At 69.2% G+C, this 13,791-nt stretch carries 12 protein-coding genes and 1 pseudogene; 11 read left to right on the top strand and 2 right to left on the bottom strand.

The genetic code is table 11. The features are described from left to right. Positions 1-5: 5 nt before the first annotated feature. Positions 6-1,004, bottom strand: coding sequence for a class 1 fructose-bisphosphatase (locus tag H5U26_RS03415; RefSeq protein WP_290616654.1), 999 nt, complete (start codon positions 1,002-1,004; stop codon positions 6-8). Between the two features lie 118 nt (positions 1,005-1,122). On the opposite strand from H5U26_RS03415, the gene H5U26_RS03410 reads away from it, so the two are divergent. The 5 genes and pseudogenes from H5U26_RS03410 to H5U26_RS03390 form a co-directional block, all read left to right on the top strand. Then, a complete protein-coding gene (locus tag H5U26_RS03410; RefSeq protein ID WP_290616652.1) occupies positions 1,123-1,716 on the top strand; it encodes a 2-hydroxychromene-2-carboxylate isomerase in 594 nt (197 codons plus the stop codon). Positions 1,717-1,916: 200 nt separating this feature from the next. Then, complete coding sequence (locus H5U26_RS03405) at positions 1,917-2,678, top strand: glucose 1-dehydrogenase (protein WP_290616650.1); 762 nt, start codon at positions 1,917-1,919, stop codon at positions 2,676-2,678. Positions 2,679-2,838: 160 nt separating this feature from the next. Beyond that, the gene (locus H5U26_RS03400) at positions 2,839-3,783 is read left to right on the top strand and encodes a hypothetical protein (protein ID WP_290616648.1); all 945 of its coding nucleotides are present in this window, start codon (positions 2,839-2,841) and stop codon (positions 3,781-3,783) included. A gap of 134 nt (positions 3,784-3,917) precedes the next feature. Then, positions 3,918-4,310, top strand: a complete 393-nt coding sequence (locus tag H5U26_RS03395; protein WP_290616646.1) for a hypothetical protein — start codon at positions 3,918-3,920, stop codon at positions 4,308-4,310. A gap of 98 nt (positions 4,311-4,408) precedes the next feature. Continuing rightward, positions 4,409-5,656: pseudogene (locus tag H5U26_RS03390) on the top strand (TolC family protein); the annotation flags it as partial. A 30-nt stretch (positions 5,657-5,686) separates the two neighbouring features. On the opposite strand, the gene H5U26_RS03385 reads toward H5U26_RS03390, so the two are convergent. Further along, on the bottom strand, positions 5,687-6,022 hold the full coding sequence (locus H5U26_RS03385; protein WP_290616846.1) for a YnfA family protein: 336 nt from the start codon (positions 6,020-6,022) through the stop codon (positions 5,687-5,689). Between the two features lie 13 nt (positions 6,023-6,035). Between H5U26_RS03385 and H5U26_RS03380 the strand changes: the two genes are divergently transcribed. The 6 genes from H5U26_RS03380 (at position 6,036) to H5U26_RS03355 (ending at position 13,791) form a co-directional block, all read left to right on the top strand. Continuing rightward, positions 6,036-7,010 carry an efflux RND transporter periplasmic adaptor subunit gene (locus H5U26_RS03380; protein ID WP_290616644.1) on the top strand — a complete coding sequence of 325 codons (975 nt, stop codon included), beginning with the start codon at positions 6,036-6,038 and terminating at the stop codon, positions 7,008-7,010. A gap of 13 nt (positions 7,011-7,023) precedes the next feature. Next, positions 7,024-10,170, top strand: coding sequence for a CusA/CzcA family heavy metal efflux RND transporter (locus tag H5U26_RS03375; protein ID WP_290616642.1), 3,147 nt, complete (start codon positions 7,024-7,026; stop codon positions 10,168-10,170). Further along, positions 10,167-10,487 (top strand): P-II family nitrogen regulator, encoded by a 321-nt coding sequence (locus H5U26_RS03370; protein ID WP_290616640.1) that lies wholly within the window; start codon positions 10,167-10,169, stop codon positions 10,485-10,487. Before H5U26_RS03375 ends, H5U26_RS03370 begins: the two co-directional genes overlap by 4 nt. After that, positions 10,484-11,200 carry a hypothetical protein gene (locus tag H5U26_RS03365; protein ID WP_290616638.1) on the top strand — a complete coding sequence of 239 codons (717 nt, stop codon included), beginning with the start codon at positions 10,484-10,486 and terminating at the stop codon, positions 11,198-11,200. Before H5U26_RS03370 ends, H5U26_RS03365 begins: the two co-directional genes overlap by 4 nt. A gap of 12 nt (positions 11,201-11,212) precedes the next feature. After that, the gene (locus tag H5U26_RS03360) at positions 11,213-11,545 is read left to right on the top strand and encodes a YnfA family protein (RefSeq protein WP_290616636.1); all 333 of its coding nucleotides are present in this window, start codon (positions 11,213-11,215) and stop codon (positions 11,543-11,545) included. A gap of 77 nt (positions 11,546-11,622) precedes the next feature. Then, positions 11,623-13,791 carry a heavy metal translocating P-type ATPase gene (locus H5U26_RS03355; protein ID WP_290616634.1) on the top strand — a complete coding sequence of 723 codons (2,169 nt, stop codon included), beginning with the start codon at positions 11,623-11,625 and terminating at the stop codon, positions 13,789-13,791.

Raw genomic sequence — 13,791 nt, 5'->3', positions numbered from 1 at the left:
GCCGCTCAGCCGGCCCGGTGGTATGCGACCACGGTGTCGACTTCTTCCTTCGAGCCCAGGATCACCGCCACGCGCTGGTGAACTTTCTCGGGCGGGATATCCAGAATGCGCTCGTAGCCGGTGCTGGCCGCGCCGCCGGCGTGTTCCACCACGTAACCGATCGGGTTCGCCTCGTACATCAGGCGCAGCTTGCCGGGCTTGCTGGCGTCCTTGGTGTCGCGCGGATACATGAAGATGCCGCCGCGGGTCAGCAGGCGGTACACGTCGCCCACCATCGAGCCCACCCAGCGCATGTTGAAGTCCCGCCCGCGCGGCCCGTCCTTGCCGGCCATGCACTCGGCGATATAGCGCTGCACCGGCGGCTGCCACCAGCGCTGGTTCGACGCGTTGATGGCGTACTCGGATGTGCGCTCCGGGATGCGGATGTCGGGCTGGGTCAGCAAAAACTCGCCGCTGACCGGGTCCAGCGTGAAGCCCTGCACGCCGTGGCCGAAGCACAGCACCATCACCGTGGCCGGGCCGTACACGGTAAAACCGGCGCAGACCTGCGCCTTGCCCGGTTGCAGAAAGTCCACATCCGTCAGCCCGGCGGCGCCGCCGGGCGCATGCAGGATCGAGAAGATCGACCCGACCGAGATGTTGACGTCGATGTTCGACGAGCCATCCAGCGGGTCCAGCAGCACCAGATAGTCGCCGGTCGCGCCGGGCACCTGGTACGGGCCGTCGAGTTCCTCGGACGCGATACCTGCCACCGCGCCGGTCCAGGACAGCGCCTGAATGAAGGCGTCGTTGGCCAGCACGTCGAGCTTTTTCTGCGCCTCGCCGGAGGCGTTGGAGGTTTCGGTCGCCCCCAGCACGCCGGCCAGGGCACTGCGCGCCAGCGCCGCCGAAATCTGCCGGCTGGCGGCGCCGATCTGCTGCACCACGGTGACCAGGGCGGGATCCAGATGCCCGGCACGGGCGGCCAGGGTAAGGTGCTGAAGCAGGGAAATGCGCTCGCTCATGGGACGGTCCTGGCTACCGGAAAAACGGCGGAAATGGCTGGGCAGGATAGCCGATCACCCGCAGCACCGGCAGGCCGCGCGGACTGATAATCTGCGGCCAATCAAGAGGAGGCAGCGCATGAGCAGGCACGTTCCGGTGACGGTGTTCTTCAACTTCCGCAGCCCGTACTGCTACCTGGCATCGAAGTCCATGTTCGGCATCCTGGACCGCTTCGACTGCCACTTCGAATGGCGGCCCCTGGGCGGCTGGGACGGTCGCTCGTCGCCCGAACGCGCCAAGGGCAAGCTGCCGATCGCCCGCCAGGACGTGCGCCGCTGGTGCCGGCGCCTGGGCATCCCGTTCAACCCGCCGCCGGTGACCACCGACCCCACGCGCGCCGGCGCCGGCTCGCTGCTGGCCGAGCAGCAGGGGCGCCTGCGCGAGTATGTGGTGGAAGTGATGCACGCCGAGTGGGGCGAGGGCCGCGACATCGGCGACATCGACGTGCTCACGGACGCCGGCCGGCGGGCAGGACTCGATCCGGGCGCGCTGGCCGCGGCCGTGGACGACCCGGCCTTGCGGGGGCGTCTGGCCGAGCACATGCAGCAGGCACAGGCGGTCGGCGTGTTTGGCGTGCCCAGCTTCGTGGTCGGCGAGGAGGTGTTCTGGGGCAACGACCGGCTGGATTTTCTGGCCGAGCATCTGGCCGAGCTGGGCGCGGCGCGGGCCTGAAGGCGCTCCAACCAATGGCACGGCTGCTGCGCCGGAGCGCTGCCGATTCGGGACCGGCGCCCGCGTGGGAGCGGCGCCCCTGTGGGAGCGGCGCCCTCGCCGCGAATCTCCACATACCCCGCCGGCAGGTCCCCGCGAGGGCAAGCCGGCTTTAAAACATAAGCGTATTTTTCCAACACACACAAGGCAGGAGAAACAGCATGGGACGTGTCAGCGGCAAGGTCGTTTTCATCACCGGCGCGGCATCGGGCATGGGCCGCGCGCACGCGCTGCGCCTGGCCGGTGAGGGCGCCAGCGTGGCCATTACCGACCGCGACCAGACGGGCCTGGCCGAAACGCTGGCGGCGGTTCAGGCCAGGGGTGCCGAGGCGGCCGCCTGGCCGCACGACGTCACCGACGAGGCGGCCTGGGAACGCGTGGTTGACGCCGCCTGCGCGCGCTTTGGCCGCATTGACGTGCTGGTCAACAACGCCGGTGTGGCGAGCAGCACCGTCTCGGTACTCGACATCGGTGTGGACGAGTGGGACCGCGTGATGGCCATCAACGCCCGCGGCGTGTTCCTGGGCGTGCGCACGGTGGGCCGGAAAATGCGCGACCAGGGCCGCGGCGGCAGCATCATCAATATCTCGTCCGTGTTCGGCATCGTCGGCGGAGCGATGGCATCGCCCTACTGCGCCAGCAAGGGCGCGGTGCGCCTGCTGACCAAGGCCGCCGCGGCAGACCTGACGGCATTCAACATCCGCGTCAATTCGGTCCATCCCGGCCTGATCGACACGCCGATGCTGGACGGCCTGCTGGCGCGCGACGGCGAGGTCCGCGATCGCATGCTCGGCGTACAGCTACAGCGCCGCGCCGCCGATCCGGACGAGGTGTCGTCGGCGGTGCTGTTCCTGGCCTCGGACGAATCGTCGTTCATGACCGGCTCGGAAATGGTGGTCGACGGCGGCTGGACCGCACGCTAGGAAAGCCGTAGGGTTTTTCCCAATGGCGGGCGCCGGAAAACCCAGGGTGAAAGTCATTCAGCGCTTCGCCTGACACAAAGGCCAGCGATGCCAGGTTCGCGCGCACCCCTGGGGCCGCGGATGTTAGGCTCGGGGCACACCCGCACAGGAGGAGTCCGCCATGAAGCCGCACATTCTGGCTGCCGTCGCGTTTGCCCTGAGCCTTGCCGGCTGCGGCCGCGAGCAGGCCGAATCCGAATCGGCGTCCGCACCGCCAGCGCCAGCCGCCGATGTGCAGGCCGGCGCACCGACTCCGTCCGTCGCAGCGCCGGCGCCGCAGGCGCCGTCACCCGCGACGACGCTGGAGAGCGTGGTCGCCGGCGACTGGCGCGATCCGGCCAACATGGCACGCGACATCTGGCGGCATCCGAAGGAAACGCTGGAGTTTTTCGGCGTCAGCGCCGATCAGCGGGTGCTCGAGATAGCGCCCGGCCGCGGCTGGTACACGGAACTACTGGTGCCGTTCCTGCGCCAGCAGGGCCACTACGTCGGCGCCATCTCGGACCCGGCCGCGGCGCCCGACGAACGCCTGCGCGAGTACTTCACCAAGCAGAACGCCGACCTGCGCGACAAGCTGGCGGCCCGGCCGGACGTCTACGGCCAGCCCGAACTGCGCGAAATCGACGCCGCCAGGCCGAACTTCGGCGCGCCGGACTCCATCGACACCGTGCTGACCTTCCGCAACGTGCACAACTGGCTGGCGGCCGGTCAGGCCGAGGCCATGTTCAAGGGCTTTTACGAGGTGCTCAAACCCGGCGGCGTGCTGGGCGTGGTCGAACACCGCGCGGCCGGCGACGTGCCGGACGGCGACAAGTCCGGCTATGTCGGCCAGGATCAGGTGATCGCGCTGGCCCGCGCGGCCGGCTTCGAGCTGGAGGCCAGTAGCGAGATCAACGCCAACCCGGCCGACACCAAGGACCACGAAGCCGGCGTGTGGAGCCTGCCGCCGTCGCTGCGCCTGGGCGACAAGGATCGCGAGAAATACCTGGCGATCGGCGAGTCCGACCGCATGACGCTGCGCTTTCGCAAGCCGGCCGCCGCGCCGGCCGAGCAGGCCACGCAGTGATCGACGCTCGGCCGGTCCGGGACGGCCGACTGGGGCCGGACCTGACTGCCGCGCGCTGACCTCCTGCGGCGCTGTGGCGCTGCATCACGCCATCCCGGGTGCGTTGTGCACGGCGCTCTGCTACACTGAAAACCATGGCTCGTCGCAAATCGTCGCCGATGGGGTTGCTGCTGCTGGTCTGCGGAGCCTTGCTGTTCGCGCGGCTGGGCGGTGCGCATCTGCACCTGTGCCTTGACGGCAGCGAGCCTCCGGCCAGCCTGCATGTGACCGATTCCGGACATCACGCGGATCATCGCGACGACCGGGCGCACGATGACCGCGATGTCTCGCTGGTCGGAGATGCGCTGACCAAGTCCGGCAAATCGGGTTTTGACCTGCCGCTCCTGCTGGCGGCGCTGTGGCTGGTAACTGTCCTGTTCGCCCGGCTGCGGATCACCGCCGCCGCCGCCTCGCCGCAGCGTGCCGCTTCCCCACCCCGCTTCTGTCGCCCGCCGCTGCGCGGACCTCCCCTCTCCTCCTCCCTCTGACGCTTTGAGGTTTCCCGCCGCCTGACGCCCGCATTGGGCGCAGCGGCCTGCCTGCCGCGCCGCTCGATTTGCGGCGGCGATGGCGATGGGAGGACACGATGAGAATTGTCACCGCACGCGCACTACTGCGCGTGTGCTGGACGGCGATGGCGCTGCTGGCGCCCGCCGCCGGCGCCGCTACTGCGCCGGATGGATTGACGCTGCGCGAAGCGATCGCCGCCGCGCTGGCGAGCAATCCCGACCTGAGCGCGTACACCTTCGACTTGCGCGCCGCGCAGGCACGCGAGCGGCAGGCCGCACTGCGTCCGGCGCCGGAACTGGCGATCGAAGCGGAAAACTTCGCCGGTTCCGGCGAGACCCGCGCCTACGATGCCGGCGAAACGACCCTGGCGCTGTCCCAGGTGATCGAGCTGGGCGGCAAGCGCGGAGCACGTGTCGATCTGGCACGCGCCGGCAGCGGCACCGTCGAGATCGAGCGCCAGGCCGCGCAGCTCGACGTGCTCGCCGAGGTCACGCGCCGCTTCATCACCGTGGCGCGCGCGCAGGAACGGCTGGGTCTGGCGCGTTCGGCGACCGCGCTCGGCGAGCGTACCGTCGCCGCCTCGCAGCGCCGCGTCGACGCCGCCAAGTCGCCGCATGCCGAGCTGGATCGCGCGCAGATCGCCCGCGACCGCTACCGGCTCGAGGAGCAGGCCGCCGCAGCCGATCTCGACACGGCGCGCAAGCAGCTCGCGGCGATGTGGGGCGCGTCGCAGCCGGTCATCGATGGCCGCAGCTTCGGCGAGGTCAAGGCCGAGCTGTTCGCGCTGCCGCCGACCGGCGACTTCGCGGCCCTGGCCGGGCAGCTCGCAGCCAACCCGGACTTCCTGCGCTTTGCCTCCGAGGCCCGCTTGCGCGATGCCGAGTTGCGCCTCGCGACGACGCTGCGCCGCCCGGACGTGACACTGTCGGGCGGTCTGCGCCGTTTCGAGGACTCCGGCGACCAAGCCTTCGTCGTGTCGCTGTCACTGCCGCTGTTCAGCGGTCGGCGTGCGCAGGGTTACGTCGCCGAGGCACAGGCCAACCGCTCGCGCGTGGACGCGCAGCGGCGCGCGGCCGAGGTACGCGCCGAAGCCACGCTCTACGAGCTGCACCGCCAGCTCGCACGCGCAGTCAACGAGGCGCGCGCACTCGGCAACGACATCCGGCCGCGTGCCGCCGAGGCGTTGCAGGAAACGGAAGACGCCTATGCGCGCGGGCGCTACAGCTATCTGGAGCTGGTCGATGCGCAGCGCGAGTACCTGTCCGTGCAGGCGGCGCTGATCGAGTCCGCCGCGACCGCGCACGCACTGCGTACCGAAATCGAGCGCCTGACCAACGCACCGCTGTCCGCCGGCTCAGCTGCGGCTGCCGAAGTAGATGACCGCCATGCCGGCGAGCGTCAGCGCGACGCCGGCGATGTCCGTCAGTACCGGTCTCTGTCCGTCGATGCCCCACAGCCAGCCCAGCGCGACGGCGACGTAGACGTAGACGCCGCCATAGGCCGCGTAGACCCGCCCGCTGGCCTGCGGATGCAGGGTCAGCAGCCAGACGAACAGCGCAAGACTGACGGCCGCGGGCAGCAGCAGCCAGGCACTGCGGCCGTGTCGCAGCCACAACCACGGCAGGTAGCAGCCGAGGATTTCGGCGATCGCCGTCAATACGAACAGACCCAGCGTCTGCGCAGCAGTCATAGCGAGTGACCTCATGAAGAACCTTAACCATATCCCACAGCGCGCCGCGTGGCTGGCGCTGGTCCTGTTGCTGAGCGCCTGCGGCGGCGGCGAATCGCCGGCGACGGCCGAGGCGGCGATGGCCAAACCCGAAGCGGCACATGCCGAAGGTGAAGAAGAGCACGAGGGCGAAGGCGAACACGTCGAGCTCAGCGCCGAACAGATCGCCGCCGCCGGCCTGGAGCTGGTCGAGGCCGGCCCTGCGCAGATTCACGAAACGCTGCCGCTGTACGGCACGATCGTGCCCAATGCCGAGCGCACGCGCGAGGTCGCGGCGCGCTTCCCGGGCGCGGTGCGCAGCGTCGCCAGGCGCATCGGCGATCCGGTGCAGCAGGGCGAGACGCTGGCGACGGTCGAGGCCAACGAGAGCCTGCAGACCTATGCCGTCACCGCGCCGCTCACCGGCGTGGTCACGGCGCGCAACACCAATCCCGGCGAGCAGACCGGCGACAAGCCGCTGTTCACGGTCGCCGATCTGTCGACCGTCTGGGTCGAGCTGTCGCTGTTCCCACGCGATGTCGCCAGGATCCGCGTCGGCCAGCAGGTGCGCGTGACCAATCCCGGCTCGAAGCAGAGCGCGCAGGGCGAGATCATCTACGTCGTGCCCTTCGGCCGCGCCGAGAGCCAGACGCGGGTCGCACGCGTGCTGCTCGACAACGCCGAGCGGCGCTGGGCGCCCGGCCTGTACGTGACGGCCGCCGTGCTGCTCGACGAATCCGCCGTACCGCTGGCGGTGCGCAGCGAAGCCGTGCAGACGCTGGAAGATCGCAGCATCGTGTTCGTGCGCACCGACGACGGCTTTGCGCCGCGCCCGGTCACGCTGGGGCGCAGCGACGGCGAGCACATCGAGGTGCTGTCCGGCCTGGAACCCGGCGCGCGCTACATCGCGAAAAACAGCTTCATCCTCAAAGCTGAGCTCGGCAAGGGCGAAGCCGAGCACGGGCACTGAAGGGAGCACCCCCATGGTTGACGCATTGCTACGTCTCGCCGTCGCTCGCCGCGGCATCGTGCTGCTGCTGGTGCTCGCCGTCGGCGCCTTCGGCGCCTGGAACTACCAGCGCCTGCCGATCGACGCCGTACCGGACATCACCAACGTCCAGGTGCAGATCAACACCCAGGCGCCGGGCTACTCGCCGCTGGAGGTGGAACAGCGCATCACCTACCTGGTCGAGGTCGCGATCGCAGGTCTTCCGAACCTCGACTACACGCGCTCATTGTCGCGCTACGGTCTGTCGCAGGTGACCGTGATTTTCCACGAAGGCACCGACATCTACTGGGCACGCAACCTGATCAACGAGCGCCTTCAGGACGTGAAGAGCCAGCTGCCGGCCGGGATCGAACCCACGATGGGACCGATCGCCACCGGGCTGGGCGAAATCTTCATGTACACGATGGCGGCGGCGCCCGACGCGCGCCAGCCGGACGGGTCGCCCTGGGACGCGACCGCGCTGCGCACGCTGCAGGACTGGGTGATCCGCCCGCAGCTGCGCCTGGTGCCCGGCGTCACCGAAGTCAACACCATCGGCGGCTTCGAGAAGCAGTTCCACATCACGCCGGACCCGGCGCGCCTGCTCGCCTACGGCCTGTCGTTCGACGATGTCGTGAACGCCCTGGAGCGCAACAACGCCAACGTCGGCGCCGGCTACATCGAGCGCAACGGCGAGCAATACCTGATCCGTTCGCCGGGCCAGGTCGCCGACATTCCCGCGATCGAGCGTGTCATCGTCGCGCATCGCGGCGGCATTCCCGTGACGGTACGCGAAGTGGCCGACGTCGCCTTCGGCAAGGAGCTGCGTACCGGCGCGGCCACGCGTGACGGTGAAGAGGTGGTACAGGGCACCGCGGTCATGTTGCTCGGCGGCAACAGCCGCACGGTGTCGGCAGCCGTGGCGGACCGGCTGGCCGAGATCAACAAGACGCTGCCGCCCGGCGTGACCGCAGAAACCGTCTACGACCGCACGACGCTGGTCGACAAAACCATCGCCACGGTGCAGAAGAACCTGCTCGAAGGCGCGCTGCTGGTCGTCGCCGTACTGCTGCTGATGCTCGGCAACCTGCGTGCAGCACTGATCACCGCCGCGGTGATTCCACTGTCGATGCTGATGCTGATGACCGGCATGGTGGAAACGGGCGTCAGCGCGAATCTCATGTCGCTGGGGGCGCTGGACTTCGGCCTGATTGTCGACGGCGCGGTGATCATCGTCGAGAACTGCATCCTGCGTCTGGCCGAGCGCCAGCATCACGCCGGCCGCCTGCTCAAGCTCGACGAGCGCCTGCAGACCGTGTTCGCGGCCACGCGCGAGGTGTTCACGCCAAGCCTGGTCAGCGTGCTCGTCGTGGTGCTGGTGAACCTGCCGATCCTCGCCCTGACCGGTGTCGAAGGAAAAATGTTCCGGCCGATGGCGGCGACGGTGATCATGGCGCTTCTCGCCGCAGTCGTGCTGTCGCTCACCTTCGTGCCGGCAGCGGTCGCACTGTTCCTGCGCGGCCGGATCGAGGAGAAGGACAACTTCATCGTGCGCCACGCCAAGCGCATCTATGCGCCGGTGCTGGACCTTGCCCTGCGGCTGCGCTTCGTCTTTCTCGGCGGTGCGGTGCTGCTGGTCGTGCTGTGCGGCTGGCTGGCCACGCGCATGGGCGCCGAGTTCATCCCCAGCCTCGACGAGGGCGACATCGCCGTGCAGGCGCTGCGCATTCCCGGCACCAGCCTGACGCAGTCGCTGGAGATGCAGTTCCAGATGGAGCGGGCGCTGGCTGACGTGCCGGAAGTGAAGACCTACTTTTCGCGTGTCGGTACCGCCGAGGTGGCGACCGACCCGATGCCGCCGAACATCTCCGACGGCTACGTGATGATCAAGGATCGCAAGGACTGGCCCGATCCGGACAAGCCGAAGGCGCAACTGCTGGCGGAAATCCAGGAGAAGTTGGAGCGGCTCCCCGGCAACGCCTACGAGATCAGCCAGCCGATCGAGTTGCGCTTCAACGAGCTGATCTCCGGCGTGCGCTCGGATCTGGGCATCAAGGTCTATGGTGACGATCTGGGTCAGCTGCTGAAGACCGGCAACGCCATCGCCGAGGTGCTGAACACGGTTACCGGCGCCGAGGGCGTCAAGGTCGAGCAGGTCGCCGGCCTGCCGGTGCTGTCGGTCGAACCCGACCGCGCCGCGCTCTATCGCTACGGCCTCAACGTCGCCGACGTGCAGGACGTGCTGGCCGCGGCCACCGGCGGCGAGGAAGCCGGGCTGGTGTACGAGGGTGACGCACGCTTCCCACTGGTCGTGCGGCTGCCTGAGCATCTGCGCGGTGACCTCGCCGCACTCGAGCGCCTGCCGGTGCCGCTGCCATCCGTCGACCGCGGCTACGTGCCGTTGGGCGAGTTGGCGGCACTCAAGCTCGCACCGGGGCCCAACCAGATCTCGCGCGAGAATGGCAAGCGGCGCCTGGTCGTGTCGTCGAACGTGCGCGGCCGCGATCTGGCGAGCTTCGTCGCCGAGGCGCGCGGGAAGATTGAACAACAGGTCAAGCTGCCGCCCGGCTACTGGCTCGACTACGGCGGCACCTTCGAGCAACTGCAGTCGGCAACGCAGCGGCTGACGCTGCTGGTGCCGGTGACGCTGGCGATGATCTTCGGCCTGCTGATGCTGACTTTCGGCTCGGCGCGCGACGCGGCCCTGGTGTTTTCCGGCGTGCCGCTGGCGCTGACCGGCGGCGTCATCGGCCTGTGGCTGCGCGGCATTCCGTTGTCGATCACCGCCGGCGTCGGCTTCATCACCTTGTCCGGCGTGGCCGTACTGACCGGTGTGGTCATGGTCGCGGCGATCCGCGACCGGCTCGCTCAGGGTCTGGAGGTCGACGCCGCGATCCGCGAAGGCGCGCTGCTGCGCCTGCGGCCGATCCTGATGGTCGCCCTGGTGGCCGCGCTCGGCTTTTTGCCGATGGCGCTCAACACCGGTACCGGCGCGGAAGTGCAGCGACCGCTGGCGACCGTCGTCATCGGCGGCATCGTCTCGGCGACCCTGCTGACCCTGCTCGTGCTGCCCGGCCTGTACCGCATGGCCTGGCGCCCCGCCAACCAGACCGCCGCCGCAACCGAGGAGTCTCCCGCATGAAACTGATCAAGGCTTTCATTCACCACGTGCGTACGCCGGACGTGATCCAGGCGCTGACCGATGCCGGCTTTCGCAACCTCACGCTGCAGGACGTGCGCGGCACGCTCAAGCCGTTGCCGCTGGAGGAGCGGGACTACTCGATCGACATGCCGGGTCTGGTGATCTCCGAAGTGCGGCTGTCGCTGGTGGTCGAGGACGCGCAGGTAGACACGGTAACCGGCATCATCCGCCGCGTGGCGCCCATCGGCCCCAGCGTGTCCGGCTGGGTGTACGTGAGCCCCGTCGAGCAGGCGCTGCCCATCGGCGGCCCGCCTTGACTGAGGGCCTGGCGTGGTCCATCGCCGGCACCGGCTTCGGCGTGGCTTTCATGCACGCCGCGCTGCCGACGCACTGGTTGCCCTTCGTGCTGACTGGCCGGGCGCAGCGCTGGAGCCGCGCCAGGACGCTGCTCGTCACCACACTGGCGGGGGGCGGACACGTGCTGTTCACGGTGGCGCTGGGCGCCGTCGTCGCGTGGCTGGGCTTCGCGGTGAACCGCTGGACCGAAGGCGTCTTTCCCTGGCTTACGGGCGCAGTGCTGATCGCCTTTGGCCTGTGGTACCTGTGGCGGCAGTGGCGCGGGCAGGGGCATGGTCACAGCCACTTTGTGGCGAACGACGCGCCCGGCCATGACCCGGCGCATGAACACCACGACCACGACCATCCGTACCCGCGCCCGGCGCCCCCAGCCAGCAACGCCACACGCAGCGACCGTGCCGTGATATGGGGGCTGCTGGCGGCGCTGACTTTTTCGCCCTGTGAAGGCTTCCTGCCGGTGTTCGTGGCCGGCGTGCCTTACGGCTGGGCGGGCTTTGTGCTGCTGTCGCTGCTGCTGGCGGGCGCCACGTTGGCCGGGATGCTGCTGTTCACCTGGCTGACGCTGCTGGGCCTTGCACACCTGCGATTGGAACGCCTGGAGCGCTACGAACATGGCGCCGTGGGCGCACTGCTGTGCGTGCTCGGCCTCGTGGTCTGGATTCTGGAAGCCTGAGCAGGGGCCGGGATGGAGTTGCTAAAGACCTTCGGGCTATTTGCGCTGACCGCGCTGGCGGAGATCCTGGGCTGCTACCTGCCCTGGCTGTGGCTCAAGCAGGGCCACTCCGTATGGCTGCTGCTGCCCGCGGCGGCCAGCCTGGCGGCATTCGTGTGGCTGCTGACGCTGCACCCGCAGGCGGCCGGGCGCGTGTATGCGGCGTATGGGGGCGTGTACGTCAGCATGGCGCTGCTGTGGCTGTGGGCCGTGGATTCGGTGCGGCCGTCCATGACCGACTGGCTGGGCGTGGGCCTTGCCTTGCTCGGCATGGCCGTCATCGTGCTCGGGTCCCGGAATGTCTGATGTCGGAATGCCTCAAACAACGGTCGGCCCCGAGCCGATGACTGAGTTCTGGCAGATGCGCATTGAGGAACCCTTGCATGGACCGTTCGATCTCTTCCGGGCCTGAGGCGGAACGCAGCAGCGGCACCGCGGCACGCTTTCGCATTCAGGCCATGGACTGCGCAGCCGAGGAGTCCGAAATTCGCCGCGCGCTGGAACCGGTGGCGGGCATCGTTTCCCTGAGCTTTCAGCTCGGTGCCCGCACACTCGCCATCTCGGCCCCCCAGCCGGTGATCGCCGAGGCGCTGGCTGCCATCCGCCGTGCGGGTTTCGACCCGCAGCCGCTGGCTCCATCCGCGCAAGACGGCAATCGGACTGCCGATCCGCACGACATTGAGGGCATGCTCGACGGCCTGCGCCGACCAGTCATCGCCCTGCTGCTGGCAGCGGGCGCCGAGGGCCTAGCGTACTTCGGCGGCGCGGACCTTGCCGTCACCGGCATCGAAATGGCGCTGGCGGCGGCGGCAATCTGGCTCGCCGGCTTCGAGACCTACCGCAAGGGCTTCAGCGCGCTGCGCCACGGGCGCCTGAACATCACCGCGCTGATGAGCGTGGCGGTGACCGGCGCCTTCCTGATCGGCCAGTGGCCGGAGGCGGCGATGGTGATGGCGCTGTACGCCATCGCCGAGCTGATCGAGGCACGCTCGCTGGACCGTGCTCGAAACGCCATCCAGAGCCTGCTGGCGTTGGCGCCGCAGCAGGCGCAGCTGCGCCAGGCGGACGGAACGTGGCAAACCGTGCCGGCGGCCGACGTACCGGTCGATGCCATCGTGCGCATTCGCCCCGGCGAGCGCGTACCGCTGGACGGCGTAGTCACCGCCGGCGCCGGCGCGATCGACCAGGCACCCGTGACCGGCGAGAGCATTCCGGTGGACAAGACCATCGGCGACGGCGTGTTCGCCGGCACCATCAACCAGGCCGCGGAGCTGGAAATTCGCACCACCGCGGCCGCTGACGACTCCACGCTGGCGCGCATCATTCACGCGGTCGAGCAGGCGCAGGGCTCGCGCGCCCCGACACAGCGTTTCGTGGACCGCTTCGCAGCGGTCTACACGCCCGGCGTGTTCGCGTTGGCGGTTGCGGTGACGCTGCTGTCGCCCTGGCTGATGGACTGGACTTGGGCGCAGGCGGCCTACAAGGCGCTGGTGCTGCTGGTGATCGCCTGCCCGTGCGCGCTGGTGATCTCGACGCCGGTGACGGTGGTCAGTGCGCTGGCCAGCGCCGCGCGCCGCGGCATCCTGATCAAGGGCGGCGTGTACCTGGAAGACGCACGCAAACTGAAGGCCATCGCGTTCGACAAGACCGGCACCATCACCGAGGGTAAGCCGAGGCTGGTCGAATCCGTGGCAATCGACGGCGGCGATGGCGCGGCGCACCTGGCCCTGGCTGCCAGCCTTGCCGGCCGCTCCGATCACCCTGTATCGCGCGCAATTGCCGAAGGTCTGCGATTGGGCGGCGTTGCGGTCGGTGACTTTCAGGCCCTGCCCGGTCGCGGCGTGCAGGGCACGGTGGACGGGGCGGCTTTCCTGCTCGGCAATCACCGCCTGATCGAGGATCGCGGGCTGTGCAGCCCGGCGCTGGAAGCGCGCCTGGCGGTACACGAAAACCAGGGCCGCACGGTGACCTTGCTGGCCTCGCAGTCAGCCGTGTTGGCGCTGTTCGCGGTCGCCGACACGATCAAGGACAGCTCGCGCGCCGCCGTGGCCGAGCTGAAGGCCCTCGGCGTCACGCCGGTGCTGCTCAGCGGCGACAACGCGGCCACGGCGCGCACCATCGCGCAGCATGCCGGCATCCAGGATGCGCGCGGCGATCTGCTGCCGCAGGACAAGATGGACGCCATCGATGCCCTGCGCCAGCGCTACGGCGCGACTGCCATGACCGGTGACGGCATCAACGACGCGCCGGCCCTGGCCAGGGCCGACATCGGCATCGCCATGGGCGCCGCCGGCACCGACACGGCCCTGGAAGCCGCCGACGTCGTGATCATGAACGACGACCTGCGCCGCATCCCGGAACTGATCCGCCTGTCGCGCCGGACGCACTCGGTACTGTGGCAGAACATCAGTCTGGCCCTTGGCATCAAGGCCGTGTTTCTGTGGCTGGCGATCTTCGGCAACGCGACTATGTGGATGGCGGTGTTCGCCGACATGGGCGCTTCGCTGCTGGTGGTGGCCAATGGCCTGCGCCTGCTGCGGGCACGCGGCTGA

The sequence above is a fragment of the Immundisolibacter sp. genome (genome assembly GCF_014359565.1).
In the GTDB taxonomy this organism is placed as follows: Bacteria; Pseudomonadota; Gammaproteobacteria; order Immundisolibacterales; family Immundisolibacteraceae; genus Immundisolibacter.
Note: the sequence above shows the minus strand (reverse complement) of the source record. Positions and strands in the feature narration are given on the sequence as shown.